21 protein-coding genes are annotated in these 26972 nt (G+C 69.6%); 12 read left to right on the forward strand and 9 right to left on the reverse strand.

Going from position 1 to position 26972, the window contains the following annotated elements:
* The first annotated feature begins 10 nt into the window (after nucleotides 1-10).
* A complete protein-coding gene (locus ACFRAV_RS10145; RefSeq protein ID WP_382553373.1) occupies nucleotides 11-463 on the forward strand; it encodes a GNAT family N-acetyltransferase in 453 nt (150 codons plus the stop codon).
* 63 nt (nucleotides 464-526) lie between these two features.
* Here the strand turns inward: ACFRAV_RS10145 and ACFRAV_RS10150 are convergent, their stop codons facing one another.
* Complete coding sequence (locus ACFRAV_RS10150; protein ID WP_382553376.1) at nucleotides 527-1930, reverse strand: serine hydrolase domain-containing protein; 1404 nt, start codon at nucleotides 1928-1930, stop codon at nucleotides 527-529.
* Between the two features lie 144 nt (nucleotides 1931-2074).
* Here ACFRAV_RS10150 and ACFRAV_RS10155 point away from each other — a divergent pair, with 144 nt between their 5' ends.
* Both ACFRAV_RS10155 and ACFRAV_RS10160 read left to right on the forward strand, forming a co-directional pair.
* Nucleotides 2075-3301: a GNAT family N-acetyltransferase gene (locus tag ACFRAV_RS10155; protein WP_382553377.1), complete on the forward strand. Its 1227-nt coding sequence runs from the start codon at nucleotides 2075-2077 to the stop codon at nucleotides 3299-3301.
* 162 nt (nucleotides 3302-3463) lie between these two features.
* Nucleotides 3464-4027: a dihydrofolate reductase family protein gene (locus ACFRAV_RS10160; RefSeq protein WP_382553379.1), complete on the forward strand. Its 564-nt coding sequence runs from the start codon at nucleotides 3464-3466 to the stop codon at nucleotides 4025-4027.
* Nucleotides 4028-4090: 63 nt separating this feature from the next.
* Here ACFRAV_RS10160 and dnaB read toward each other — a convergent pair whose 3' ends face one another.
* The gene (gene dnaB, locus ACFRAV_RS10165; RefSeq protein WP_382553382.1) at nucleotides 4091-5572 is read right to left on the reverse strand and encodes a replicative DNA helicase; all 1482 of its coding nucleotides are present in this window, start codon (nucleotides 5570-5572) and stop codon (nucleotides 4091-4093) included.
* A 462-nt stretch (nucleotides 5573-6034) separates the two neighbouring features.
* Here dnaB and ACFRAV_RS10170 point away from each other — a divergent pair, with 462 nt between their 5' ends.
* Nucleotides 6035-7381, forward strand: coding sequence for an MATE family efflux transporter (locus ACFRAV_RS10170; RefSeq protein WP_382553385.1), 1347 nt, complete (start codon nucleotides 6035-6037; stop codon nucleotides 7379-7381).
* Nucleotides 7382-7672: 291 nt separating this feature from the next.
* Here ACFRAV_RS10170 and rplI read toward each other — a convergent pair whose 3' ends face one another.
* The 4 genes from rplI to rpsF all read right to left on the reverse strand — a co-directional run bounded on the left by rplI (nucleotide 7673) and on the right by rpsF (nucleotide 9378).
* Nucleotides 7673-8119 carry a 50S ribosomal protein L9 gene (gene rplI / locus ACFRAV_RS10175; RefSeq protein WP_351113758.1) on the reverse strand — a complete coding sequence of 149 codons (447 nt, stop codon included), beginning with the start codon at nucleotides 8117-8119 and terminating at the stop codon, nucleotides 7673-7675.
* Between the two features lie 18 nt (nucleotides 8120-8137).
* On the reverse strand, nucleotides 8138-8374 hold the full coding sequence (gene rpsR / locus ACFRAV_RS10180; protein WP_006381652.1) for a 30S ribosomal protein S18: 237 nt from the start codon (nucleotides 8372-8374) through the stop codon (nucleotides 8138-8140).
* Nucleotides 8375-8419: 45 nt separating this feature from the next.
* Nucleotides 8420-9010: a single-stranded DNA-binding protein gene (locus ACFRAV_RS10185; RefSeq protein ID WP_108956423.1), complete on the reverse strand. Its 591-nt coding sequence runs from the start codon at nucleotides 9008-9010 to the stop codon at nucleotides 8420-8422.
* 77 nt (nucleotides 9011-9087) lie between these two features.
* Entirely contained in the window at nucleotides 9088-9378 is a 291-nt protein-coding gene (rpsF, locus tag ACFRAV_RS10190) for a 30S ribosomal protein S6 (RefSeq protein WP_351113756.1), read from the reverse strand.
* 261 nt (nucleotides 9379-9639) lie between these two features.
* Here rpsF and ACFRAV_RS10195 point away from each other — a divergent pair, with 261 nt between their 5' ends.
* The 3 genes from ACFRAV_RS10195 (at nucleotide 9640) to ACFRAV_RS10205 (ending at nucleotide 12424) form a co-directional block, all read left to right on the forward strand.
* On the forward strand, nucleotides 9640-9966 hold the full coding sequence (locus ACFRAV_RS10195; RefSeq protein WP_382553387.1) for a hypothetical protein: 327 nt from the start codon (nucleotides 9640-9642) through the stop codon (nucleotides 9964-9966).
* A gap of 205 nt (nucleotides 9967-10171) precedes the next feature.
* Nucleotides 10172-11293, forward strand: coding sequence for a lipid II:glycine glycyltransferase FemX (locus tag ACFRAV_RS10200; RefSeq protein ID WP_382553390.1), 1122 nt, complete (start codon nucleotides 10172-10174; stop codon nucleotides 11291-11293).
* A gap of 99 nt (nucleotides 11294-11392) precedes the next feature.
* Complete coding sequence (locus ACFRAV_RS10205) at nucleotides 11393-12424, forward strand: alanine racemase (RefSeq protein WP_351113753.1); 1032 nt, start codon at nucleotides 11393-11395, stop codon at nucleotides 12422-12424.
* A 16-nt stretch (nucleotides 12425-12440) separates the two neighbouring features.
* Here ACFRAV_RS10205 and ACFRAV_RS10210 read toward each other — a convergent pair whose 3' ends face one another.
* Together ACFRAV_RS10210 and ACFRAV_RS10215 are read right to left on the reverse strand one after the other, a co-directional pair.
* Complete coding sequence (locus ACFRAV_RS10210) at nucleotides 12441-14117, reverse strand: glycosyltransferase family 87 protein (RefSeq protein WP_382553393.1); 1677 nt, start codon at nucleotides 14115-14117, stop codon at nucleotides 12441-12443.
* A 98-nt stretch (nucleotides 14118-14215) separates the two neighbouring features.
* On the reverse strand, nucleotides 14216-16882 hold the full coding sequence (locus ACFRAV_RS10215) for a transglycosylase domain-containing protein (protein WP_382553396.1): 2667 nt from the start codon (nucleotides 16880-16882) through the stop codon (nucleotides 14216-14218).
* Nucleotides 16883-17255: 373 nt separating this feature from the next.
* Between ACFRAV_RS10215 and ACFRAV_RS10220 the strand changes: the two genes are divergently transcribed.
* The 3 genes from ACFRAV_RS10220 (at nucleotide 17256) to ACFRAV_RS10230 (ending at nucleotide 20495) form a co-directional block, all read left to right on the forward strand.
* Nucleotides 17256-17939: a PadR family transcriptional regulator gene (locus tag ACFRAV_RS10220; RefSeq protein WP_108956435.1), complete on the forward strand. Its 684-nt coding sequence runs from the start codon at nucleotides 17256-17258 to the stop codon at nucleotides 17937-17939.
* A gap of 41 nt (nucleotides 17940-17980) precedes the next feature.
* Nucleotides 17981-19063, forward strand: a complete 1083-nt coding sequence (locus ACFRAV_RS10225; protein WP_351113751.1) for an inositol-3-phosphate synthase — start codon at nucleotides 17981-17983, stop codon at nucleotides 19061-19063.
* Between the two features lie 121 nt (nucleotides 19064-19184).
* The gene (locus ACFRAV_RS10230) at nucleotides 19185-20495 is read left to right on the forward strand and encodes an MFS transporter (protein ID WP_382553399.1); all 1311 of its coding nucleotides are present in this window, start codon (nucleotides 19185-19187) and stop codon (nucleotides 20493-20495) included.
* 108 nt (nucleotides 20496-20603) lie between these two features.
* Here the strand turns inward: ACFRAV_RS10230 and ACFRAV_RS10235 are convergent, their stop codons facing one another.
* A complete protein-coding gene (locus ACFRAV_RS10235) occupies nucleotides 20604-22046 on the reverse strand; it encodes a CCA tRNA nucleotidyltransferase (protein WP_382553402.1) in 1443 nt (480 codons plus the stop codon).
* A gap of 257 nt (nucleotides 22047-22303) precedes the next feature.
* Here ACFRAV_RS10235 and ACFRAV_RS10240 point away from each other — a divergent pair, with 257 nt between their 5' ends.
* Both ACFRAV_RS10240 and murJ read left to right on the forward strand, forming a co-directional pair.
* Nucleotides 22304-24649, forward strand: a complete 2346-nt coding sequence (locus ACFRAV_RS10240; RefSeq protein ID WP_382553404.1) for a DUF6049 family protein — start codon at nucleotides 22304-22306, stop codon at nucleotides 24647-24649.
* Between the two features lie 46 nt (nucleotides 24650-24695).
* Nucleotides 24696-26960 carry a murein biosynthesis integral membrane protein MurJ gene (gene murJ / locus ACFRAV_RS10245; protein ID WP_382553407.1) on the forward strand — a complete coding sequence of 755 codons (2265 nt, stop codon included), beginning with the start codon at nucleotides 24696-24698 and terminating at the stop codon, nucleotides 26958-26960.
* The last annotated feature ends 12 nt before the right edge of the window (nucleotides 26961-26972 follow it).

A 26972-nucleotide genomic window follows, 5' to 3' on the forward strand; every position in this document is an offset into this window, starting at 1 on the left:
GGGTGCGGTCATGAGTGATCTTTCGATACGCCCTGCACAGGTGGACGACGTCCCCGCCCTCGTCGCCCTGTACGCGGACGACCCCTTGGGCGCGCTCCGCGAGACCCCTGATGACCTGGACCCCTACCTGGTGGCCTTCGAGCGGCTGGCGGCAGACCCCCACCAGCACCTGATGGTGGCCGAGTGTTCCGGCACGGTCGTCGGGACCCTCCAGCTGACCGTGATCCCCGGCCTCTCGCGCCGCGGCACCACCCGGTCGGTCATCGAGGGCGTGCGGGTCCACTCCGACGAACGCGGCAGCGGGCTGGGCACGCAGCTCATCCGGTGGGCGATCGAGGAGTCCGGGCGGCAGGGGTGCGGACTGGTGCAGCTGACCTCCGACGCCACCCGGACCGACGCCCGCAGGTTCTACGAGCGTCTCGGCTTCACCGCCTCCCACCTCGGTTTCAAGCTCCAGCTGTGAACGCCGGCCTGGTGGGCTTCCCGGGCCGGTCGTGGCCCGGGAAGGTGGTCAGCCCTCCCTGCTTCAGCCCTCCTGCTTCAGGCCTCGCCAGCCGCCCTCGTCCACACCGCCCGGCACGGGGGCGGCGGGGTCGTAGGGGATGCGGGTGAAGACGAACGACCCGAGGTCCAGGTGGCTCACGGTCCCGTCGGAGCGCCGGACGGCCCGCAGGGTCTCCCCCGCGTAGTAACCCTCCAGGCCGGTCCAGGCGCCGTCCCCGGCTGCCCTGAAGCGCGACCTGCGGGGGCCGTTGGCCGCCAGCGGATCGAGCGAGAGGCCGCCGTCCGGGGTCAGGCGCAGGACGAAGGCCTGGGTCCCCCAGTACCAGGGACCGGTCAGCGCGAGCGTCTCCGGGTCGACGTCCGGCAGAGGGCGCCACGGCTCGGGGATGCGGGGTTCCGCGTCCCCGACGATGCGCACCAGGTCGGCGCCCAGCGTCGCGATGGGGACCCCGGAGGTGCTGTTGACGAGGACCACCGCGGCCACGTCGTCCGCGACGGACAGGGACAGGTTGGCCAGGTAGCCGGGAACCGATCCGGAGTGGCCGACCACCTGACGTTCGCCCCAGTACTGGATCTGCATGCCCAGCCCGTAGCCGTACCCGGACGCCAGGTCGCCCGGCTCCGGCGGCGCGGCGGGGGTCCGCATCTCGGCCAGCGAGGCCGCGCTCAGTACCCGGTCGTCACCGCGGGCCAGGAAGACGGCGAAGCGTGCCAGGTCGGTGGTGGTCGACCAGAGCTGCCCCGCGGGCGCCATCCGGCCCAGGTCCTCGACCTGTTCGGGGAGCAGGACGTCGGCCCACGGATGGACGGCCCAGCCGCCGGCGGACGGGGCCACCGGGTCCGGGCCGGTGCGGTGCAGGCCGAGCGGTTCCAGCACCTCATGGCGCAGCGCCTGGTCCCACGGTTCCTGCCGCAGCTCCTCCACCAGCGCGCCCAGCAGCGTGTAACCGGGGTTGGAGTAGTGGAACCTGCGCCCGCCCGGATGGAGCCCGGGGTTGTCGCCGAGCACGTCGGACAGTTCGGGGCGCAGCGAGCCCGGTGTCCGCTCCCACCAGGGCGCGGGCGACTCGGCGGCCAGGCCCGCGGTGTGGGCCAGCAGCTGGGCGATGGTGGCCTCGCCCGCCGACGTGCCGGGAAGGTGCTTCTCCAGGGGGTCCTGGAGCGAGAGCCGTCCCTCGTCGCGCAGCCGCATCACCAGGACGGCGACGAAGGTCTTGGTGATCGACCCGATCCGGTACTGGACGTCGCCGTCGGGTGCGTGCCCGTCCACCGAGGTCCGCGCACCGGTCCATACGATCTCGCCGCCCCGGGCGACCGCCGCGGTGAGCGACGGCGTGCGTCCCTCGGACTGGGCGACCGCGATGCGGTGCAGCAGGGCGCGCCTGGTGGCGGGCAGGAGGGCGTTCTCATCCTGAGGTGTCGTCATGACCTCAGTGCATCAGACCTGGTCGGGCCTGGGCGACCGTGTTCCGGTCCGGCGGTAAATGGTTTGACCTGGACCTGTCGTCACGTTGCACTGTGGCGGGCCCACACGACCGTGGCGCCGGACACCGGGGAGGCACAGCCAGCGATGGAGATCCGTTCCACGACCGAGCAGGACTTCGACGTCTTCGTCGACACGACCCACACCGCGTTCGCCATGGAGCGTGAGACCCCTGCCGAGGGTGACGGCGCCTGGTGGTCGGCGTTCGACATGGACCGCTCGCTGCTCGCCGTCACGGAGGACGGGCGCCCCGTCGGCACCGCCGGCGCGTACTCCTTCGACCTCACGCTGCCCGGAGGCGCCCTGGTCCCGGCGCCCGGTGTGACCGCGGTGGGCGTCCTGCCCACGCACCGACGGCAGGGCGTGCTCAGCGCCATGATGCGGCGCCAGCTCGCCGACCTGCGCGAACAGGGCGAGATCCTGTCGGTGCTGCTGTCCTCCGAGGCGGTGATCTACCGGCGCTTCGGCTACGGCCCGGCGACCTACACGCAGAGGATGACGGTCGATCGCCACCGGGCGGCGCTCGCAGAGCCGCGCGCGGGGGAGGCCGCCGACGAGGCCGCGGCCCGCGCCGGTTCGGTCGAGGTGCTGCGGCGGGCCGAGTGCGGCGACCTCCTGGAGGAGGTCTACGACCGGTACCGCCGCACACAGCCCGGCGCCCTGTCGCGCCCGCACCGCTGGTGGAGCCTGGGCGCGGGTCAGCCGCCGATCGCGCGGGCCCCTCGCTACATCGCCGTCCATCGTGACGCCGACGGCGTGGCCGACGGGTACGCCAGCTACTCCGTCGACAAGGACAGGACCTTGACGGTGGACGAGACGATCGCCGTGGACGACGCGGCCTTCAGTGCCCTGGCCCGGTTCCTGCTCGAGCACGACCTGGTCGAGAAGGTGATCTTCAAGCACCTCCCGCCCGGTCATCCGCTGCGCTGGCAGCTCACCGACTACCGGGCCGGCGAGCTGGGGGACAGCACGGACTGGCTGTGGGTGCGGCTGCTCGACATCCCGCGTGCGCTGACCGCCCGGGGCTGGTCGGGGGAAGGCGAGCTCGTCCTCGAGGTCGACGACCCGTGGCTCGGTGAGCACGGCAGCTACCGGCTGACCGTCCAGGAAGGGAAGGCCGACTGCGCCCCGACCGACCGGGAGCCCGACCTCTCGCTGGACGTCAGCGACCTGGGCTCGGTCTACCTCGGCGGGACCCTGCCGAGCACGCTGGTGCGGGCCGGGCACATCAGGGCCCACCGTCCGGGCGCCGCCGAGCTCGCCGACGCGCTCTTCCGCGCCGAACGCACGCCGCACTGCCTGCACTGGTTCTGACCGACGTGACCGGCGGCCACCGGTTCTGACCGGCGGCCCGGCGCCGACGCGCCACGGGGGAGCCGGCGCGCGTGGACCACACGCGAGCGCGGGGAGCACCGATGAGTTTCCCGTGCCGCGTCGGTCCGTACACGTGGTCCCGATCCACGGAAGGCTGGCACCATGCGGAAACTGATCTACGGCATGAACGTGTCCCTGGACGGCTACATCGCCGCGCCCGGTGACGACATCGGCTGGAGCGTGCCGAGCGACGAGCTCTTCCAATTCTGGTCCGACCAGCTGCGGGCGACCGAGCTGTCGCTGTACGGGCGCAAGCTGTGGCACATGATGGCCCCGTACTGGCCGACCGCCGACCAGCGGCCCGACTCCACGCCGGCGGAGATCGAGTTCGGGCGCCGCTGGCGGGACATGGCGAAGGTGGTGTTCTCCTCGACGATCGACGAGGTCGACTGGAACACCCGTCTGGTCACCGGAGACGCGGTCGCCGAGATCGCCCGGCTCAAGGCCGAGGACGGCGGCCCGATGGACATCGGCGGCGCGGCGCTCGCCGCGGCGGCCATGCGGGCCGGGCTGATCGACGAGTACGTGCTGGCCACCGCGCCGGTCCTGGTGGGCGGCGGCACGCCGTTCTTCACCGCGCTGGACAGCTGGGTGAACCTGAACCTGGTGGAGACGCGCACACTGCCCTGCGGTGTGGTCCTGACCCGGTACGAGACGAGGCGCTGAGCGCCGGGCACGTGACTCGGCTGCCCGGGACCGTGCCGTGAAGGCCGGACCTCGCGGTGCCGGTCAGCTCTGTGCCATGTCCACGAAGCGCGAGTAGTGGCCCTGGAAGGCCACGGTGATGGTGGCCGTCGGGCCGTTACGGTGCTTGGCCACGATCAGGTCGGCCTCGCCGGCGCGCGGTGACTCCTTCTCGTAGGCGTCCTCGCGGTGGAGCAGGATGACCATGTCGGCGTCCTGCTCGATGGAGCCGGACTCACGCAGGTCGGAGACCATCGGCTTCTTGTCGGTGCGCTGCTCGGGGCCTCGGTTCAGCTGGGAGAGCGCGATGACCGGGATCTCCAGCTCCTTGGCCAGCAGCTTGAGGTTACGGGACATGTCCGAGACCTCCTGCTGGCGGTTCTCGGCGCGCTTGGAGCCTCCGGACTGCATCAGCTGGAGGTAGTCGATGACGACCAGCTTGATGTCGTTGCGCTGCTTGAGGCGGCGGCACTTGGCCCGGATCTCCATCATCGACAGGTTGGGGGAGTCGTCGATGTAGAGGGGCGCGGCGGAGACGTCGGGCATCCGGCGCGCGAGACGCGTCCAGTCGTCGTCGGTCATGGTGCCGGAGCGCATGTGGTGCAGCGCCACCCGCGCCTCGGCGGAGAGCAGGCGCATGGCGATCTCGTTGCGCCCCATCTCGAGGGAGAAGATGACGCTCGGCAGCTGGTTCTTGATCGACGCCGCGCGGGCGAAGTCCAGCGCCAGGGTCGACTTACCCATCGCGGGACGCGCCGCGATGACGATCATCTGGCCGGGGTGCAGGCCGTTGGTCAGGGCGTCGAAGTCGGTGAAGCCGGTCGGCACACCGGTCATCTCCCCGCTGCGGGAGCCGATCGCCTCGATCTCGTCGAGCGCGCCCTCCATGATGTCGCCGAGCGGGAGGTAGTCCTCGCTGGTGCGCTGCTCGGTGACGGCGTAGATCTCGGCCTGGGCACGGTTGACGATCTCGTCGACGTCGTCGTCGGCCGCGTATCCCATCTGGGTGATGCGGGTGCCGGCCTCGACCAGGCGCCGCAGCACCGCGCGCTCGTGGACGATCTCCGCGTAGTACTCGGCGTTGGCCGCGGTGGGGACCGTCTGCACCAGGGTGTGCAGGTAGGCCGCGCCGCCCACCTTGTTGATCTCGCCGCGCTTGGTGAGCTCGGCGGCGATGGTGATCGGGTCGGCCGGCTCGCCCTTGGCGTAGATGTCGAGGATCGCCTGGTAGATCAGCTCGTGGGCGGGCTTGTAGAAGTCGTGGCCCTTGAGGATCTCCACCACGTCGGCGATGGCGTCCTTGGACAGCAGCATGCCGCCGAGCACGGACTGCTCGGCGTCGAGGTCCTGCGGGGGCACCCGCTCGAAGGGGGAGACCTCCTGGTCCTCCCACCTCCCGTCGCCGGAACGTCCTCCACGGCCACCGGAGCGGCCCTGACCGGAGTCCTCACGACGGCGCGACGCGGGCAGACGATCACTGGGACCGCTCTCGGCCCAGGGGTCGTCCAAGGGCTCGGAAATGCTCACCGAGCGCCCTCCTCCCGTCCGCCGCGCGGACCTCGCCGTGCCACTCAGTTGTACGGCACGGCTCTGACAGATCGAGCTGCCCTCAGCCCTCGTCCCCACCGGCGTCGGACGCCGGTTTCGTGGTGAAATCTCACATGCCGCAGAGGGCGGGCACCGCACCACGCTAAGCCCGCAGGCACCTGCAGCCAATCTGGTTATCCACAGGCCATGTGGAAGAACGGCCGTATGCTGTGGACAACCCCCGGAAACCTGTGCACGAGTCGGTGGACAGCGCTGTGAACAAGCCCGCAGCCCTCCCGGCGTGACCTTTCTGACCTGCGGTAACGCGATCCACGGGTTGTGCAGAAGAAAAAAATCGGCCGCCGGGCCAAGATCTACCGGAACGCTGTGCGAGAACACACGCCGCCAGTCCAAGGGTAAGAGGCCCAGGCGCATTGCACCACTTACCTGTGGAAGATTAGATTGGTGCTTATGACACAGGCTTCCGCGACCGGCCGTACGGGCCGACGGCGACACGATCGCGAGATCATCGCGCTGGCTGTTCCGGCCTTCGGCGCTCTGGTGGCCGAGCCCCTTTTCATCCTCGCGGACAGTGCCATCGTCGGGCATCTGGGCACCGCGCAACTCGCCGGGCTGGGCGTCGCCTCGGCTCTGCTGACCACCGCGGTCAGCATCTTCGTCTTTCTCGCCTATGCCACGACGGCAGCGGTGGCCCGGCGGGTCGGCGCCGGGGAACTCGGCGCCGCCATACGCCAAGGCATGGACGGCATCTGGCTGGCGGTCCTGCTGGGCTGTGCGGTGATCGTCGCGGTGCTGCCCACCGCTCCGGCGCTGATCGACCTGTTCGGAGCCTCGGACACCGCCGCGCCGTACGCGGTGACGTACCTGCGCATCTCCTCGCTCGGCATTCCGCCGATGCTGATCGTCCTGGCGGCTACCGGCGTCCTGCGAGGACTCCAGGACACCAAGACGCCTCTGCGCGTCGCCGTCGTCGGCTTCCTGGCCAACGGGGCCCTCAACGTCCTGCTGGTCTACGGCCTGGATCTCGGGATCGCCGGCTCCGCCTGGGGCACGGTGATCGCCCAGTGCGGCATGGCGGCCGTCTACCTCGTGGTGGTCGTGCGGGGAGCCCGTCGCCACGGAGCCTCGCTCCGCCCGGACGCAGCAGGCATCCGGGCTTCGGCCCAGGCCGGTGCCCCCCTGCTGGTCCGCACCCTTTCCCTCCGCGCCATCCTGCTGATCGCGACCGCGGTCGCCGCACGGCTGGGCGACGCGGACGTGGCCGCCCACCAGATCGTGCTCTCCCTGTGGAGCTTGCTGGCCTTCGCCCTGGACGCCATCGCCATCGCCGGGCAGGCCATCATCGGACGCTACCTGGGAGCCGGTGACGCCGACGGCGCCCGGGCGGTCTGCCGTCGCATGGTCGAGTGGGGCATCGCCGTCGGCATCGCCCTGGGCATTCTGGTGGTGCTGGCCCGGCCACTCCTGCTGCCCATGTTCACCGGTGACACCGCAGTGTGGGACGCGGCGCTCCCCGCCCTGATCGTCGTCGCGGTGTCGCAACCACTGAGCGGGGTCGTCTTCGTGCTTGACGGGGTCCTGATGGGAGCGGGAGACGGCCCGTACCTGGCCTGGGCCATGATCGCGACGCTCGCCGTCTTCACGCCCGTCGCCCTGCTGGTGCCCTCCGTGGGCGGGGGCCTCACCGCGCTCTGGGGTGCGATGACCTTGATGATGGCGGTGCGGATGGCGACGCTGTGGTGGCGTGCGCGGTCCGGCCACTGGCTGGTGACCGGGGCCGTCCGCTGACATAGGGAGCACCGCCCGCGGGCCGTCCACCGGCCTCACCGTACGGACGGTTTCACGTGAAACACCGCTCACGGGACAGACCGGACAGCCAAGAAGGGCCGCACCCCGGGGGGGGGGCCCCTCTCAGTGGTGGCCAGCCGCAAGCACAGACCAGAGGCGGAGCGCAGGCAGGGACGACCACCACGGTTAACGTCGCGGCCACCACACCCCGCACCCCCCCGCGGGCCCCCCCCGGGGGGGGGCGCCCCTTCTCAGTGATGCCGAGCCGAAAGCTCAGACCTGAGCCGGAGCTCAGGCAGAGACGACCTCGACGTTGACCTTCGCGGCAACCTCGGGGTGCAGACGCACCGAGGTCTCGTGCGAGCCCAGGGTCTTGATCGGGGCGCCCAGCTCGATGCGGCGCTTGTCGACCTCGGGGCCACCGGAAGCCTTGATCGCGGACGCGACGTCAGCCGGGGTGACGGAGCCGAAGAGACGACCGGCGTCGCCGGAGCGAACGGCCAGACGGACCTTGGTGCCCTCGAGCTGCGCCTTGATGGCGTTGGCCTGCTCGATGGTCTGGATCTCGTGGATCTTGCGGGCGCGGCGGATCTGCGCCACGTCCTTCTCGCCACCCTTGGTCCAGCGGATCGCGAAGTTCCGCGGGATCAGGTAGTTGCGAGCGTAGCCGTCCTTGACGTCGACGACGTCGCCGGCAGCGCCGAGGCCAGAGACCTCGTGGGTGAGGATGATCTTCATTTTTCGGTCACCCTTCCCTTATCGCGCGGTGGACGTGTAGGGCAGCAGCGCCATCTCACGGCTGTTCTTCACGGCCGTGGCGACGTCACGCTGGTGCTGCGTGCAGTTGCCGGTCACCCGGCGGGCACGGATCTTGCCGCGGTCGGAAATGAACTTCCGCAGCATGTTCGTGTCCTTGTAGTCCACGTACTGGACCTTGTCCTTGCAGAACGCGCAGACCTTCTTCTTCGGCTTGCGCACAGGCGGCTTCGCCATGGTGATTCTCCTGTGTGATCAAGAAGTGTGGGTGACGAGTCCGCCCTAGAAGGGGGGCTCGTCCGAGTAGCCACCGCCGGAGCCGCCCTGGTTGCCGCCCCAGCCGCCGCCGCCCTGGCCGCCGGCGGGAGCACCGCCGGACGCCCACGGGTCGGCAGGCTGGGAGCCGCCACCCTGCTGACCGCCACCGGGGCCTCCGCCCCAGCCGCCGCCACCCTGGCCGCCACCGCCGCCGTAACCGCCCTGGCCGCCGCGGGCACCGCCGCCGCCTCCGGCGGCCTTGGTGACCTTGGCCGTGGCGCTGCGCAGGCTGGGGCCGACTTCCTCGACGTCCAGCTCGTAGACCGTCCGCCTGACGCCCTGGTTGTCGTCGTAGGACCGCTGCTTGAGGCGGCCCTGGACGATCACGCGCATGCCCTTCGTCAGGGACTCCGCGACGTGCTCCGCCGTCTGCCGCCAGACCGAGCAGCTCAGGAACAGGCTCTCGCCGTCCTTCCACTCGTTGGTCTGCCGGTCGAAGGTGCGGGGGGTGGACGCGACTCGGAAGTTCGCGACCGGCGCACCAGACGCGGTGAAGCGCAGCTCGGGGTCGTCGACGAGATTGCCGACGACCGTGATGACGGTCTCGCCTGCCATGGGGGAACCTCTCAGCGGGTTAGCTGCTGGTTGCTGGTGGTGCTACTCGATTCCCGGGATGGACCGAGCCGGCAGGCTCAGTGCATCTCGGGACGGAGGACCTTGGTCCGGAGGACCGACTCGTTCAGGTTCATCTGGCGGTCGAGCTCCTTGACGACCGCAGGCTCGGCCTGCAGGTCGATGACCGAGTAGATGCCCTCGGGCTTCTTCTTGATCTCGTACGCGAGACGACGACGGCCCCAGGTGTCGACCTTCTCGACCTTTCCGCTGCCCTCACGGACGACGGAGAGGAAGTTCTCGATCAGGGGGGCGACGGCGCGCTCCTCCAGATCGGGGTCGAGGATGACCATCACCTCGTAGTGACGCATGTGGAACCCACCTCCTTTGGACTCAGCGGCCACGGTCGATCCGTGGCAGGAGGGTTGTATGCGTGGTGTTACGTGAGCAACGGTATCGGGCCCCACTGACAGTCGGGATGGATGCCTTCCTGACGTGGGCAGACACCGGTGCAGACGGTACAGACTACCCGCACACCGGCTTCCGGCTGAAATCCGTGCGCGAACAGCGTCGATCCGGCACATATCGGGTACTCGCCGACTAGGATGCGCCGCTTCCGTCGGGAGGTGCTCATGGCACAGACAACGCGTTCGCAGCCGCGGCCCACCATTCACGGGTCCCTCTTCGCCACCGATCACAGACCTCACCCCAAGGTGAACGCCCTGCTCGGCATCACGCTGGTGCTCGGTGTGGTGGCCCTGGCGACCGCCGGATTCCACCACCTGCACCTGCTCACCTCGTGGGCGGGGCTGATCGGCGTCATCACGGGTGGTGTCGGCCAGTTCATCTCGGCGACCACCCGGGAGCGGTTCGGACTGATCGTCGGCCTCGGCGCCTGCGCCCTGGGGCTGCTCCTGGGCATGTCCCACGGAGGTCTCTTCGGCGGGATCGGCTCGTAGAGCCGCCGGAGCCGTTGGATCAGCTCCGGATTCTCCCCGTCCGCCCCCGCCACCCGTCCGCCCCGGTCCGCGCCGGCTCCGCCGGCCCCCGGACCGGGGCGGACTCCGTACGTGTCCGTCAGTACGTTCGGCTGGCACAGTAGGCTTCGGCGCGAGAGCCGGAGCCCCTACATGTGGGGACACGCCAGCCCGAGGAGCGCCCCGAATGAGCCTGACCCTGAGGACGATCAGCCGAGAACAGCATCTGGCATACATCCAGAGCCTGCCCTCGGCGAGCCACATGCAGGTACCGGCGTGGGCGGATGTGAAGTCCGAGTGGCGCTCGGAGAACCTCGGCTGGTTCGACGACCGCACCGGCGAACTGGTCGGCGCCGGTCTGGTCCTGTACCGGCAGCTCCCCAAGATCAAGCGCTACCTGGCCTACCTGCCCGAAGGCCCGGTCATCAACTGGTTCGCCCCCAACCTCACCGACTGGCTGGAGCCCATGCTGGCCCACCTGAAGGCGCAGGGCGCCTTCTCGGTGAAGATGGGCCCGCCGGTGATCATCCGCCGCTGGGACGCCCCCTCCATCAAGAAGGGCATCCAGGACACCGAGGTGAAGCGGCTGCGGGACATCGAGCCCGACTTCATCGAGCCGCGCGCCTTCGAGGTCGCCGACAAGCTGCGCCGCATGGGCTGGCAGCAGGGCGAGGACGGCGGCGCCGGCTTCGGCGACGTGCAGCCCCGGTACGTCTACCAGGTGCCGCTCGAGAACCGGTCGCTGGAGGACGTGCACAAGAACTTCAACCAGCTCTGGCGCCGCAACATCAAGAAGGCCGAGAAGGCCGGCGTGGAGGTCGTGCAGGGCGGTTACCAGGACCTGGAGGAGTGGCAGCGGCTCTACGAGATCACCGCCGTCCGCGACCACTTCCGTCCGCGTCCGCTCTCCTACTTCCAGCGCATGTGGACGGCGCTCAACGCCGAGGACCCCAACCGCATGCGGCTGTACTTCGCCCGCAAGGACGGGGTGAACCTCTCCGCGGCGACCATGCTGATCGTCGGCGGCCACGTCTGGTACTCCTACGGCGCCTCCGACAACATCGGCCGTGAGTTCCGCCCCTCCAACGCCATGCAGTGGCGCATGCTCCGGGACGCCTATGCCCTGGGCGCCACCGTCTACGACCTGCGGGGCATCTCCGACTCGCTCGACGAGACGGACCACCTCTTCGGCCTCATCCAGTTCAAGGTGGGTACCGGCGGCCAGGCCGCGGAGTACCTGGGCGAGTGGGACTTCCCGCTCAACAAGCTGCTCCACAAGGCTCTCGACATCTACATGTCGCGCCGCTGACCTCGGCGGTGTTTGCTTCCATAGTCAGCTGAGGCCGCCGCGGGCGGCCGCGACGCTCCACACTTCACCCGAAGCCACGAGAAAGGGTCCGGACCGGCCATGGCGCTCACGCTCTACGTCGACTCCGCGCGCTGGCGGGCACACCACAAGCACGTGCAGGATTCGTTCCCCGGCCTCGTCCCCGTCTGCAAGGGGAACGGTTACGGCTTCGGTCACGAGCGCCTGGCCGAGGAGGCGACCCGGCTGGGCTCCGACGTCCTCGCCACCGGCACCACCTACGAGGCGGCCAAGCTCAAGGACTGGTTCGGCGGTGACCTGCTGGTCCTGACGCCCTTCCGCCGCGGCGAGGAGCCCGTCCCGCTGCCCGACCGGGTCATCCGGTCGGTCTCCTCGGTGGACGGGGTCTACGGCCTCGTGGGGGCGCGCGTGGTCATCGAGGTGATGTCCTCGATGAAGCGCCACGGCGTCAGCGAGGCGGAACTCTCGCAGCTGCACGCGGCCATAGAGAACGTCCGCCTGGAGGGCTTCGCGCTCCACCTCCCCCTGGACCGCACCGACGGCTCGGACGCCGTCGAGGAGGTCATCGGGTGGATGGACCGTCTGCGGGCCGCCCGCCTGCCGCTGCACACCATGTTCGTCAGCCACCTCAAGGCGGACGAACTCGCGCGGCTGCAGCAGCAGTTCCCGCAGACGCGCTTCCGCGCGCGGATCGGGACCCGGCTGTGGCTCGGTGACCACGAGGCGACCGAGTACCGCGGCGCCGTCCTGGACGTCACGCGGGTCTCCAAGGGGGACCGGTTCGGCTACCGCCAGCAGAAGGCCGCCTCGGACGGCTACCTGGTGGTCGTGGCCGGCGGTACCTCGCACGGCGTCGGCCTGGAGGCGCCGAAGGCGCTGCACGGCGTGATGCCCCGGGCCAAGGGCGTGGCGCGGGCCGGCCTGGCGACGGTCAACCGCAACCTGTCGCCCTTCGTGTGGGCGGGCAAGCAGCGGTGGTTCGCCGAGCCGCCGCACATGCAGGTGTCCATCCTCTTCGTCCCGGCGGACGCCCCCGAGCCCACGGTGGGCGACGAGCTCGTCGCCCACCTGCGCCACACGACCACCCAGTTCGACCGCCTCGTGGACAACTGAGCGGCCTACGGCGTCCTCAGCCGTCGTTCCGCCCCCCAGCGGCCTTCTCCTTCCGGAGAGGGCCGCCGCGGTATTTCCAGGGGTCCTCACCGTCCACGTCGCCCCAGGCGTCCGTGGAGTCGCGGTCGCCGTCCCCTGGGCGATCGCCGTCCCCGGGGGCGCCGCGCTCGCCGGGCCCGTCCGTCCCGTCGTGCTCGTCATGCCCTTCGGGTCCCGGCTCGTCCGACGGCCCGGACCGGCCGCGCAGGGCCACGGCGTCGGGCGCTCCGTCCAGCACGCCGCCCGAGGGGTCGTCGTCGCCCGATCGCCGCACCGGATCCGCCTCCGGGTGCAGGATGTCGCGCACGACCATGGCGCAGAGGAAGAGCGTCCCCACCAGGTGGACGACGATCGCGAACTGGTACCCCTCCAGCGGGAGCCCCTTCGCCTTGTCGCCACCGCTGGTGAACGCGAGGTACATCCAGATGCCCAGGTAGTAGGTGACCTCGCAGGCCTGCCAGATCAGGAAGTCGCGCCACCGCGGACGCGCCAGGGCGGCCAAGGGGACCAGCCAGAGCACGTACTGCGGCGAGTAGACCTTGTTGGTCAGGATGAAGGCCGCGACGGCCAGGAAGGCCAACTGCGCGAAGCGGGGCCGCCTGGGCGCGGCCACGACCAGCGCCACCCCGCCGGCGAGCGCCGCGACGGTCAGGACGAGGGCGATCGGGTTCACCACCGCCGGAGCGAGGTTCAGATCGGTGCGCTGGTCGAGGATCAGCCAGAACGAGCCGAAGTCGACCGAGCGCTCCTGGCTGAAGCGGTAGAACTTCGACCAGCCCTCGAAGGAGAAGACCATCACCGGCAGGTTCACCACCAGCCAGGCGCCCGCCGCCCCGGCCACCGCGGTCCCGTACGCCCGCAGGCGTCCGGCACGCCAGCACAGAGCCAGCAGCGGCACCAGCAGGAAGGCCGGGTAGAGCTTCGCCGCGGTGGCCAGACCGAGCAGGACGCCGAACGCCAGCGGTCGGGACCGCGACCACATCAGCATCGCCGCGGACGTGAGGGCGACCGCCAAGAGGTCCCAGTTGATGGTGGCGGTCAGCGCGAAGGCCGGCGCCAGGGCGACCAGCAGGCCGTCCCAGGGCCGCCGGGCGTGGGTACGGACGGTACAGACGGCGATCACCGCGGCGCACACCATCAGCATGCCGGCGTTGACCATCCAGTAGTGCTGTCCCAGGTCCTGGTAACTGCCGCCGTCCGGGGTCAGCCAGGCGGCAACCTGCATGAAAACTCCGGTGAGCACCGGGTATTCGAGGTACTCCATGTCGCCGGGCAGCCGGTCGAAGTACGGGACCAGACCCTCGGCGAAGCCGCGCGCGTGGTACAGGTGCGGGATGTCGGAGTAGCAGGCATGGGTGTACTGGGCCCCGGCGCCGAAGAACCAGCCGCCGTTGTAACAGGGGGCCTTCTGGATCAGCCCCAGGGCGAAAACCGCCATCGCCGCCAGCACCACGATGCGTACCGGCGACCACCAGGAGGCGCCGGTCAGCGAGTGCCGGCCCAGGGGACCGCCCAGGAAGGCACTGCCCGACGCGGCCACCGGGTCCTCGCGGGTCGGCGCCACGGGCTCCGTCGCGACCCGCGCCACGGTGGCTCCGGTCCCCGGCTCGGGAGTGCTCTCGTGCATCGTCTCTGCGCTCGGCATGGCGCACATCCTGCCGTACCCGCGCCGGAAAAGGGCGAGGGCCGCCGCACCCGCAGGTGCGGCGGCCCATGTTTCACGTGAAACGGGCGTGACGCCCGATTCCGTCGCTATCCGGTGGTTCCGCCTCTTCCGTTTCCGCCACCGGTATTGGTATTGCCGAAGACCGTTCCTTCGCTCACCGTGCCGGTATCGGTCTCACCGCCGGTCGTGCCGTCGGTGGTCGTACCGGTATCGGTACCGCCGGTGTCCGTACCGCCGAAGGTTCCGCCGTCGGTGGTCTGGCCGTCGGTGGTGTTCCCACCGGCGCCCATGCACTCGAAGTCGAACGGCTGGCAGCTCGACGACGGCTCGGCCGGCTTGCTGGGCTTCGGCCGGTCGTCCTTCTCCTTGTCCTCCTCCGGAGCGGACTCCGTGGGGCTCGGCTCCGGGCTCGGGGAGGGGTTGTAGACCGTCCCCAGCGGCGCCGGATCAGGGAAGGGCTTCGGGTGGTACTTGTCCGTGTCCTTCATGGCGATGGACATGTACTCCTTCCACACGTCGGCGGGGATGTCACCACCGTGGATGGAGGTGAGACCGCCCACTCCGTTCATGGAGAGGAGTTCCTTGTCCTTCGGGTTGGTCCGGAACATCGCCACGGCCGTGGAGAGCTCCGTGGTGTACCCGACGTACCAGGCGGACTTGTTCTCGTCGGTGGTTCCGGTCTTGCCGGCGTTCGGGAACGGAAGGTCCGCCAGCGCCTTGGCCGTACCGTTCTGGACCACGTTCTCCAGCACCTTGGTCACGTTGTCCGCGACCTCCGGCTCGAGACCCTTCTTCTTCTCCGGCGGCTCGAAGCCGGGGAGTTCGTTGCCCTTGACGTCCACGACCTTGGTCACGGAGAACGGCTCGTAATGATCACCGGAGGAGGCGAATCCCGCATAGGCGTCTGCCATACGGATCGCACTCGGCGTCGAGGTACCCAGCGAGAACGACGCGGTGTCCAGGTTGCCCGTGTCGAAGCTGCTCTCGAGGATGCCCAGGCTCTTGGCGGTCTCTCGGGTCTTGTCCAGCCCGACGTCGATGCCCAGCTGGACAAAAGGCACATTGACAGAATGCTCCATGGCCTCTTCGAGCGTGATCATGCCCCAGGGCGTGGGGCCCTCGTTCCTCTGCTTGAACGGCTGGTTCTTGTCGTTCAGCAGCGGCTTGCCACTCTGGTCCGTGATCACTGTTCCGTCGTTGCCCTGGTACAGGCTCTGCGGCGACAGCGGCTTCCCGTCCGTGTGGATCGTGCCGTACTCCATGGCCGACGCGAGCACGAAGGGCTTCCAGGTCGAGCCGACCGGCACACCCGAGGTGTTGGCGTTGTTGGTGAAGTGGTTCTTGTCGAAGCCGTCACCACCGTAGACAGCCACGATGGCCCCGGTGTCGGGGTCGATGGAGGCACCACCGAACTGCACGTGGGTGTCCGTCTTCGGACGGGCCTTCTCGTCGAGCAGTGTCTTGCGCGACTTCTGGACGGCCTTCTCCAGCTCCCTCACGCGGTCCTTGTCGAAGGTGGTGTAGATCTTGTAACCACCCCGCTTGTCCAGCTCGTCCGCGGAGATGTCGGCGGTCTTGGCCACGTACGTCTTCGCGATGTCGACCAGGTAGCCCTTCTGGCCCGGGAGGTCCGTGGTGGGGCGCTTCTTCAGCTCGGGGAAGTCCCCGATCTTGCTCCGCTCGGCAGGCGTCATCCGGTCTACCTCGACCATGCGGTCCAGGATCCACTTCCACCGCAGCTCGGCGCGCTCGCGGTTCTTCTCAGGAGTCGCGTTGTCGCCGGATCCGCCGTCCGGGCTGTAGAGGTTCGGGCCCTTCAGCACCGAGGCCAGGAAGACGCACTCCTCCGGGCTGAGCTTCTTGGCCTCCTTGTCGAAGTACGCCAGGGATGCCGCCTGGACGCCGTAGGCGTTCCGCCCGTAGTAGGCGGTGTTCAGGTAGCCCGCGAGGATCTGGTCCTTCGACATCTGCGAGCCGACCTTTATGGAGATGAACAGCTCCTTGAACTTACGAGTCAGCGTCTGACTCTGGTCCAGGTAGGTGTTCTTCACGAACTGCTGGGTGATGGTCGAACCACCCTGCACCTCGTCGCCCTTGGCCATGTTGAAGAGGGCCCGGGCGATTCCCATCGGGTCGACGCCCCGGTCGTCCTCGAAGGACGCGTTCTCGGCAGCGATCACCGCGTTCCGCAGCGCGGGCGGAATGTCGCTGATCTCCACGTTCTGTCGGGTGGTTCCACCACCCGTGGACGCCATACGGGTTCCATCGGCCCAGAAGTAGACGTTGGTCTCCGCGATCGCGGCCTTGTCCTGACTGGGGACCTCCACCATCGCGTACCCGATGCCACCGACCAGCATCAGGCCGGCGAAGAAGGCGACGAACGTGCCGGTGACCAGGCGCCACGAGGGCACCCACCGGGCAGCGCCGTACTTCCGGGCACGCGGGTAGTCGATGAAACGGTCCTTGGACGCGTTGCGGCCACGCCGCCCCTCCGGGGGTGCCGCCCTGCGGCGGCTTCCTCCGGCCCCTCCGGCCCCTCCGGCGCCTCCGGACCTCTGCGCGGCCCGGCGGGCCTCTGCGCGTCCGCCGTACGGACGCTCCTCCGCGTCAGGCCCGTAGTACGAGCCGGCGGAGGAGTTGGTTGCTCCTCTCGGAGCCGCACGACGGCCGGAGGACGAACCGGACTGGGCGCGTCGGGCCGCGGCACGTCCGCCTCCCTGCGGCTGTGGCGGTTTGCGACGGTGCTCGCTCATCGAACGATTACTCCTCGGGCAGGCGCACACATGAGCGCCTGGAAACAGCGGCTGGTTTCCGGTCCCCCCGACGTACGGCCGACGGTCACTCGATCAGCCGTACTACACCTGGGACGTGGACGTATCACGGACGTCACTTGGTTCCCGGCGGATTGCATGCCGCACAGACTACGCATCGCCGAACAGCGCCAAATCGGGTTCTCACACACGAACAACGCATAGCGCTACCACCTGAATCGGTGATGTGACGCCGCTCACCGAGGCCGCACTTGTACGCCGCCCGAGGCAGACCTATCGTTCGGATGTATCGACTCGATACATCGGGGGAACATAAACTGCCGACCCGACAGTCCGCGGCAGAGAGGAGGCGACGATGAGCCGGCGTGCCGGAATCCTCGAGTTCGCCGTTCTCGGTCTGCTCCGCGAGTCCCCGATGCACGGCTACGAGCTGCGCAAACGGCTCAACACGTCGCTGGGCGTATTCCGCGCCTTCAGTTACGGAACCCTCTACCCATGCCTCAAGACGCTGGTCGCAAACGGCTGGTTGATCGAGGAACCCTCGGCCGAACCCGTGGACGCCCTGGCAGCCCCCCTCACCGGGCGCCGCGCCAAGATCGTCTACCGGCTGACGGCAGAAGGTAAGGAGCGGTTCGAGGAACTGCTCTCGCAGACAGGACCCGACTCCTACGAGGACGAGACCTTCGCGGCCCGGTTCGCCTTCTTCGGGCAAACCTCACGGGACGTGCGCATGCGCGTGCTGGAAGGCCGGCGCAGCCGTCTCGAGGAGCGCCTGGAGAAGATGCGCGCCTCGTTCGCGCGCACGCGGGAACGCCTCGACGACTACACCCTTGAGCTCCAGCGCCACGGCATGGAGTCCGTGGAGCGCGAAGTGCGCTGGCTGAACGAGCTCATCGAGAGCGAGCGGGCCGGGCGCGACCAGAAGCGGTCGCCGTCCTCCGGTTCCGCTCAGCAGGACACGTCATCCGGAGCGACGGGCGGCCAGACCCGGCGTGGGGTCGACACCCCGCCCGAGACGCCCGAAGACAACAACACGTGAAGCCACAGGGTTTCACCGAGTACACACAGGGAGCCACCGCAATGGGTTCGGTTCGCGTAGCCATCGTCGGCGTGGGCAACTGCGCCGCCTCGCTGGTGCAGGGCGTCGAGTACTACAAGGACGCCGACCCGGCGTCCAAGGTGCCTGGCCTGATGCACGTGCAGTTCGGCGAGTACCACGTCCGTGACGTGGAGTTCGTCGCCGCCTTCGACGTCGACACCAAGAAGGTCGGTCTCGACCTCGCCGACGCCATCGGCGCCTCCGAGAACAACACCATCAAGATCTGTGACGTGCCGCGTACCGGTGTCACGGTCCAGCGTGGTCACACCCTCGACGGCCTCGGTAAGTACTACCGCGAGACCATCGAGGAGTCCGCCGAGGAGCCGGTCGACGTCGTCCAGGTCCTCAAGGACCAGAAGGTCGACGTGCTGGTCTGCTACCTGCCCGTCGGTTCCGAGGACGCGGCCCGCTTCTACGCCCAGTGCGCCATCGACGCCAAGGTCGCCTTCGTCAACGCCCTCCCGGTCTTCATCGCCGGCACCAAGGAGTGGGCGGACAAGTTCACCGAGGCCGGTGTCCCGATCGTCGGCGACGACATCAAGTCGCAGGTCGGCGCCACCATCACGCACCGCGTGATGGCGAAGCTGTTCGAGGACCGTGGCGTGGTCCTGGACCGCACCATGCAGCTGAACGTCGGCGGCAACATGGACTTCAAGAACATGCTCGAGCGCGACCGCCTCGAGTCGAAGAAGATCTCCAAGACGCAGGCCGTCACCTCGCAGATCCCCGACCGGGACCTCGGCGAGAAGAACGTCCACATCGGCCCCTCCGACTACGTGGCCTGGCTGGACGACCGCAAGTGGGCGTACGTCCGCCTCGAGGGCCGCGCCTTCGGTGACGTCCCGCTGAACCTGGAGTACAAGCTCGAAGTCTGGGACTCCCCGAACTCGGCGGGTGTCATCATCGACGCCCTGCGCGCTGCGAAGATCGCCAAGGACCGGGGCATCGGTGGCCCGATCCTCTCCGCGTCGAGCTACTTCATGAAGTCCCCGCCGGTCCAGTACTTCGACGACGAGGCCCGCACCAGCGTCGAGAAGTTCATCGCGGGTGAGGTCGAGCGCTGACACCCGTCCCCTCGCCGGAGTGAGCCGGCGGGAGCACCACAGGGACTCAGGAGGGGCCCCGGGCATGTCGCCCGGGGCCCCTCCCCCCGTTCCCGGGCCTGCGTATGTGAGGCTGAGCGCCATGTCCGCTGTACGCGACCTGTCCGTCCTGCTCCGCCTGCGGGACTTCCGCCGTCTGCTCGGTGTTCGACTGCTCTCGCAGGCGGCGGACGGCGTCTATCAGGTGGCGCTCGCCACCTACGTCGTCTTCTCCCCCGAGCAGCAGACCTCGGCGGCAGCCATCGCCTCCGCCATGGCCGTACTGCTCCTTCCGTACTCCTTCGTCGGTCCGTTCGCCGGGGTCCTCCTCGACCGGTGGCGCCGCCGTCAGGTTCTCCTGTTCGGCAGCCTGCTGCGCGCACTGCTCGCCCTGGTGACCGCGTTCCTGATGCTGGGCGGTGCGCCCGGGCCCCTGTTCTACGCCTCCGCGCTGTGCGTGACGGCGGTCAACCGCTTCGTGCTGGCCGGCCTCTCGGCCTCCCTGCCCCGGGTCGTCGACGGCGGGCAGCTGGTCACGGCCAACTCCCTCACTCCGACGGCAGGCACCCTGGCGGCCACCCTCGGTGGCGGTCTGGCCTTCGTGGTCCGCCTGGCCGGGGCGGACTCGGACGCCGTGGTGGTGTTGCTGAGCGCCGCTCTCTACCTCTGCGCCGCACTCGCCTCGCTCCGCATGGCGCCCTCTTTGCTGGGGCCGGACCGGAACGGGGTCACCGCTCCGAAGATGCGCCAGGCGGTCAGCGGCACCGCCCGCGGGCTCGCTGACGGTCTTCGGCACCTCAGGGAACCCGAGAGGCGGCAGACGGCCTGGGCACTGGTCGCGATGACGCTCATGCGCTTCTGCTACGGCGCCCAGACGGTGATGGTGCTGATGCTCTGCCGTCACACCTGGAACGACGAGACGACCGTGGGAGGCACCCAGGACGGCCTGGCGCTGCTGGGTGTGGCAGTCGCGGTCTCGGGGGCCGGCTTCTTCGCCGCCGCGGTGATCACGCCTTCGGTGGCCGGTCGACTGGGCCCGATGCGCTGGATGACGATCTGCGCCGGAAGCGCCACGGTGCTCGCACCGGCACTGGTCCTGCCGTTCCGTCCGACGTCCGTCATGGTGGCCGCCTTCGTCCTGGGGCTTGTCACCCAGGGCGCGAAGATCTCGACCGACACGGTGGTCCAGTCCCACACCGAGGACAAGTTCCGGGGCCGGATCTTCTCCCTGTACGACGTCCTCTTCAACGTGGCGTTCGTCGCCGCGGCCGGGCTGGCGGCGCTGATGCTGCCGCACGACGGTCGCTCCCCGTCCCTGGTCCTCACCGTGGCGGCGCTCTACGGCCTCACCACACTGGTCCTATTGCGGTTCGCCGGCCGGGCACCGCACCGGACGCGACCTTCGGACGCGTGATGGGCGATGTTTCACGTGAAACATCGCCCATCACTCCACCACCTCGCCACCCGTCTCCGGACACCGATGTTTCACGTGAAACGGCGATCGGCCGGAGGTCGGGCCTGCTCAGTCCTGGCCGGCCCACCATTCCTTGAGCGCTGCCACGGCGGCGTCGTGCTCCATCGGCCCGTTCTCCAGGCGAAGCTCCAACAGGAACGCGTAGGCCCGACCGATCACCGGCCCAGGGCCGACGCCCAGAATCTCCATGATCTGGTTGCCGTCGAGGTCCGGACGGATCGAGTCCAGCTCCTCCTGCTCCTGCAGTTGGGCGATGCGCTCCTCGAGCCCGTCGTAGGCACGCGACAGCGCGGTCGCCTTCCGCTTGTTACGGGTGGTGCAGTCCGAGCGGGTCAGCTTGTGCAGGCGGTCGAGAAGAGGGCCTGCGTCCCGCACGTAGCGGCGCACCGCGGAGTCGGTCCACTCGCCGGTCCCGTACCCGTGGAAGCGAAGGTGGAGTTCGACCAGTCGGGAGACGTCCTTCACCATCTCGTTCGGGTACTTCAGCGCTGTCATGCGCTTCTTGGTCATCTTGGCGCCCACCACCTCGTGGTGGTGGAAGGAGACCCTGCCGTCCTGCTCGAAGCGGCGGGTGCGCGGCTTGCCGATGTCGTGGAGCAGCGCGGAGAGCCGGAGGACCAGGTCGGGGCCGTCCTCCTCCAGGTCGATGGCCTGCTCCAGCACGATCAGCGTGTGGTCGTAGACGTCCTTGTGCCGGTGGTGCTCGTCCCGCTCCAGGCGCAGCGCCGGTAGCTCGGGCAGCACGTGGTCAGCCAGACCGGTGTCCACCAACAGCGTCAGACCCTTGCGCGGCTGTGCGGAGAGGATCAGTTTGTTGAGCTCGTCCCGGACCCGCTCGGCCGAGACGATCTCGATCCGGCCGGCCATGTCGGTCATCGCGGCGACCACCTCAGGCGCCACCTCGAAGTCCAGCTGCGCCGCGAAGCGCGCGGCGCGCATCATGCGCAGCGGGTCGTCGGAGAAGGACTCCTCGGGGGTGCCCGGCGTGCGCAGCACACGGCGTGCCAGGTCCTCCCGGCCACCGTGCGGGTCGATGAACTCCTGCTCCGGAAGCGCGAGCGCCATGGCGTTGACCGTGAAGTCCCGCCGCACCAGGTCCTGCTCGATGGAGTCGCCGTAGGACACCTCGGGCTTCCGTGAGGTGCGGTCGTACGCCTCCGAGCGGTAGGTGGTGACCTCGATCTGGTAGCCGTCCTTCTGGCAGCCCACGGTGCCGAAGGCGATGCCCACCTCCCAGACGGCCTCGGCCCACGGCCGGACGATCTTCAGGACGTCCTCGGGGCGGGCGTCAGTGGTGAAGTCCAGATCGTTGCCCAGCCTGCCCAGCAGGGCGTCCCGTACCGATCCGCCGACCAGCGCGAGACGGAACCCCGCGTCCTGGAATCGGCGTCCTAGGTCGTCGGCGACGGGAGCCACGCGGAGCAATTCGCTGACCGCGAGGCTCTCGGCCTGGCTCAGGGCACTGGACTTGTCTTCATTGGCGTTCGGCACAACAGAAAAGAGTACGTGGCCCGGCCCGGCCACCGCTCGCCAGTAATTTCCGAGTGCCCGGGTGACGGTCCACACAGTGAGCTTGATCGTGCTGGAGCGGTCCGCGGCGCATCTGCTCCTCGCACCTCGTTACCATGCCTGGACGCACACTCGGACAGGCGCCGACGAGCGGCACGATCCGCGACCGGTCGCATACGACCGGCAGCCGAGAATCCGGTACCGAAGACCACCACCGACGACGAGGGACGGACGAGCGCGTGGCCCAGGCGGCAGACTTCCAGGGGATGAGTTCCTCACCTGGCCGCCGGTGGTTGCGGCGCACCGGCGCAGTGCTGGCCGGAGCGCCTCTGCTGGCCGGCTTCCTCGTCCTGCCCTCCGCCGAGGAGGCGGCAGCGGCGCCGGCGAGCGCGCCGACCACGGCGAAGGCCGCCGAAGCCGCCTCCGGTCCGGTCTCGGTCTCTCTGAACAAGGTGACGCCCGGTGTCCTGTCCGAGGGCGACACGCTGACCGTGTCGGGCACCGTCACCAACACCACCAAGAAGCCGATCACCGAGGCCCGGGTGGACCTCCGGCTGGGACAGGCCCTGGGGACCCGCTCGGCCATCGACAACGTCTCCCGGCACACCACGTTCCAGCCCGGTGTGGACGGCAACCCGGTCGGCGGCAAGTACACCGCCGGGTTCGAGCGGCTCGAGCCGAAGGTCTCGCAGGTCTTCACCATCACGGTCCCGGCCGACGAGCTGGGCCTGGGCGAGGCAGGGGTCTACCAGTTCGGCGCCTCGCTCTCGGGCCTGACCGCCGAGCAGCCGTGGGCGGAGCAGGTGCTCGGCATCGGGCGGACCGTCCTGCCCTGGCAGCCGGACACCAGGACCGCCACCCGCACGACCTTCCTGTGGCCGTTGATCTCGGATGTCAGCATGACCGCCGAGACCGCCTCCGACGACGACCGGGCCCCGGTGTTCCTGAACGACTCCCTGGGCAAGGAGATCGCACCCGGCGGCCGCCTGGACCGCATGGTCTCCCTGGGCGACGAACTGGACATCACGTGGGTGGTCGACCCGGACCTCCTGGCCACGGTCGACGTGATGGCGGACAGCGCCTACGAGGTGAAGGGGGAGGACGGCCGCAGCGTCCGCGGCACGCATCAGAAGGACGCGGCCCGCTGGCTGTCCAAGCTCAACGCGGCGGTCCAGGACGAAGAGGTCGTCGCGCTGCCGTTCGCGGACCCGGACCTGGCGTCCATCGCGCACAACGGCCGCAACGTCAGCGGCACCCTGAACCAGCTCAAGAGCGCGACCGACGTGGCCGCCCTGACCGTACGGACCGTCCTCCACGTGGAGGCCTCCACGGAGTACGCCTGGCCCGTCGACGGCGCGCTCGACCCCGCGATCAAGAACGTGGCCACCTCGGCCGGCGCCGACAAGGTGATCGCGCGCAGCGACAGCCTCAAGGACGGTCTGTCGTACACCCCGTCCGCCGCCCGGCCCATCGGCGGCGGCACCACCGCCGTGGTGGCCGACGCACTGCTGTCGACCGCCTTCCAGGGCGACCTGTCCCGGGCGGAGAACTCCACCCAGGCCGTGCAGCAGTTCCTCGGCCAGAGCGTCGCGATCACCCAGCAGACCAGCCGGGAGCGCAGCATCCTCGTCGCTCCTCAGCGCACGCCGTCCGCCGCCCAGGCGCAGGCCATGGCCGAGGCTCTGACCGCCCTCCGGGAAGGATCCTGGTCCCTGCCGCAGGCGCTGTCGGAGACCGCGGAGACGGACCCCGATCCGCGCGCCTCCTCGTCGGTGCCGCCCCGCTCGGCCTACCCCTCCGCACTGCGTAAGAAGGAACTCCCCCGGGAGGCCTTCGAGCAGATCGCGCGGACGCAGGACAAGCTCGACAGCTTCAAGGTCATCCTCAGCAGGAAAGAGCGCGTGGTGACCCCCTTCGGCCGGGCCATGAACCGCGCGATGTCCGTCTCCTGGCGGGGACACGCCGGGGCGGCGGGCGACTACCGTGCCGATGTCAAGGCGTACCTGGACGACCTCGCCGATCGTGTGTGGCTGATCGACAAGTCGGAGACCAAGCTCTCCGGGCACAGCGCCACCATCCCGGTGACCGTCAAGAACGACCTCCTGCAGGACGTCGAGGGGCTGGTGGTCAGGCTGACCTCCACCAACCCGACGCGTCTGGAGATCAACGGGAAGCGGTACGACGAACAGCCGATCACCGTGGCCGGCAGCCGCAGCCAGTCGGTGAAGTTCACCACCTCGGCGAACGCCAACGGCCCGTCCACCGTCGTCGCCCAGCTCTACACCGAGGACGGCCAGGCCTACGGTCGTTCGGTGACGTTCAAGGTGCGGGCCACCGAGGTGACGGCGACGGTCATGCTGGTGATCGGCGGCGGCGTGCTGATCCTGGTGCTGGCCGGATTCCGGATGTACACCCAGCGCAAGCGCGCTGCGGCCCGCCGCGACGCGGAGGCCGACGCCGCGGCCGAGCAGGGGGACGGCCCCGGCCGGACCCCGGACGCCTCCGAGCAGGCGAGTGACCCGGCCCCGGACACCTCGGCGGAAAGCGCCGACCCGTCCGCCACGGGTGAGAAAGTGGACCGTTGAGCGATGTCGAGGCCGGTCGGCCCGGGAACCATGAGGTGGGGTAACCATGAACGCGCCGTACGACGGTGACCGCGGCCGGTCCGCGAGCGGGCCGGGCCACCCCGGGGTGCCGCCGACCGAGCACGGGCAGGTGCCTCCGCAGCCGCCCGCGGACATGTACTTCCAGGACGCCCACGACCAGGACCCCTACCGTGGTCAGGACCCGTCCACGCAGGATCGGGCCGGCGAAGGGCTCTACGACCCTTCGGTGGGGCCGCCGGTGACGCCGGAGGCGCACGCCCCGCAGGAGGGTCCTCAGGCGCCCGAGCCGCCCCGGGCTCCGGACCCGCGGGTCTGGGCCCCGGCACCCGGCCAGGCGCCGGCAGGCGCCCGGTCGTCCTCGGACGACCGCTCCCCCTACGTCGGCGTCGACGAGCTGGTGAGCGGCGCCCCCTCGGCGGGTCAGAACCAGGACGCCTTCGCCAACCTCTACCGCGACCAGCAGCCGAGCGGCGCCCGGCCTCCGGGCGGCCCCGCAGCAGGCGCGGGGATGCCCCCGGTGGGCGTCCCCGGCCCCGCGCAGCCTCCGACGGTCCCCGGCGTGCCTCCAGGGCCCGCCGGCGCGCCTCAGGCCCGCCCAGAGCCGTCCGGCCCTGCGGCCGGGGGACCGGAGGAACCCTCGGCCGCGGCCAAGAAGGGCGGCCGCGCCTCCGGCATCCTCAAGTCGAGCGCGGTGATGGCCGCCGGCACCCTGGTGTCGCGACTCACCGGCTTCATCCGCTCCATGATGATCGTCGCAGCCCTGGGCACGGCGACACTCGGTGACGCCTTCCAGGTCGCCTACCAGCTGCCCACCATGCTTTACATCCTCACCGTGGGTGGCGGTCTCAACTCGGTGTTCGTGCCTCAGCTGGTGCGCGCCATGAAGGAGGATGAGGACGGCGGCGAGGCGTACGCCAACCGTCTCCTCACTCTGGTGATGGTGGCACTGGCGGCATTGACCGGCCTCGCCATGCTTGGTGCGCCCCTGCTGGTCCGTGCCGTCTCCGATGCCGTCGCGGACGATCCGGCCGCCAACGACGTCGCCGTCACCTTCACGCTGTACTTCCTGCCCACGATCTTCTTCATGGGCGTCCACGTGGTGATGGGCCAGATCCTCAACGCGCGGAACCGGTTCGGCGCGATGATGTGGACCCCCGTCCTCAACAACATCGTCATCATCGTGACGCTCGGCATGTTCCTGTGGGTCTACGGCACGTCCGCCGACTCGAAGATGAGCGTGAGCAGCATCCCGCCGGAAGGTCTCCGCCTTCTCGGCATCGGCGTGCTGCTGGGCCTGGTGGTCCAGGCGCTAGCGATGATCCCGTACCTCAAGGAGAGCGGTTTCCGCCTCCGGCTGCGCTTCGACTGGCGTGGACACGGCCTGGGCAAGGCCGCCAAGCTCGCCAAGTGGACCGTCCTCTTCGTGCTCGCCAACCAGCTCGGCGCCGTCGTGGTCTCCCAGCTGGCCACCGCGGCCCTCCTGGACGGCAAGGTCGTCGCCGGTACCGGCTTCAGCGCCTACGCCAACGCCCAGCTGATCTGGGGCCTGCCGCAGGCGATCATCACCGTTTCGCTGATGGCCGCGCTGCTGCCCCGGCTGGCCCGCTCCGCCGCGGAGGACGACACCGGTGCGGTCCGGGACGACATCTCGCAGGGCCTGCGGACCACGGCCGTCGCGATCGTCCCGATCGCCTTCGGCTTCATCGCCCTGGGCGTCCCCATGTGCAACCTGATGTTCGGCGGCTCCGGCACCTCCGCGGCGACCAACATGGGCTACATGCTGATGGCCTTCGGCCTCGGCCTGATCCCCTATTCGGTCCAGTACGTGGTGCTGCGTGCCTTCTACGCCTACGAGGACACCCGGACCCCCTTCTACAACACCGTGATCGTCGCGGCGGGCAACGCCGGCGCGTCGTTCCTCTGCTTCCTGCTGCTGCCGGCCCGCTGGGCCGTGGTCGGCATGGCCGCCTCGTACGGCCTGGCGTACGGCATCGGCGTGGGCGTCGCCTGGCGGCGCCTGCGCAAGAAGCTCGGCGGTGACCTCGACGGCTCCCGCGTACTGCGGACGTATGCCAGGCTCTGCATCGCGTCGGTTCCGGCCGCCGCACTCAGCGGGGCCGTCTGCTACGGCATCGGCCAGACTCTGGGCTGGAGTCTTCTCGGATCGCTGAGCGCGCTCGTCCTGGGCGGCATCGTTCTTCTCGCAGTCTTCTTCCTCGCCGCCCGGCGGATGAGAGTGGAGGAGCTGAACTCTCTGGTCGGCATGGTCAGGGGACGCCTCGGGCGATGAGTCCGGGGTAGG

This window comes from Streptomyces sp. NPDC056600 (assembly GCF_042792855.1).
GTDB lineage: Bacteria > Actinomycetota > Actinomycetes > Streptomycetales > Streptomycetaceae > Streptomyces.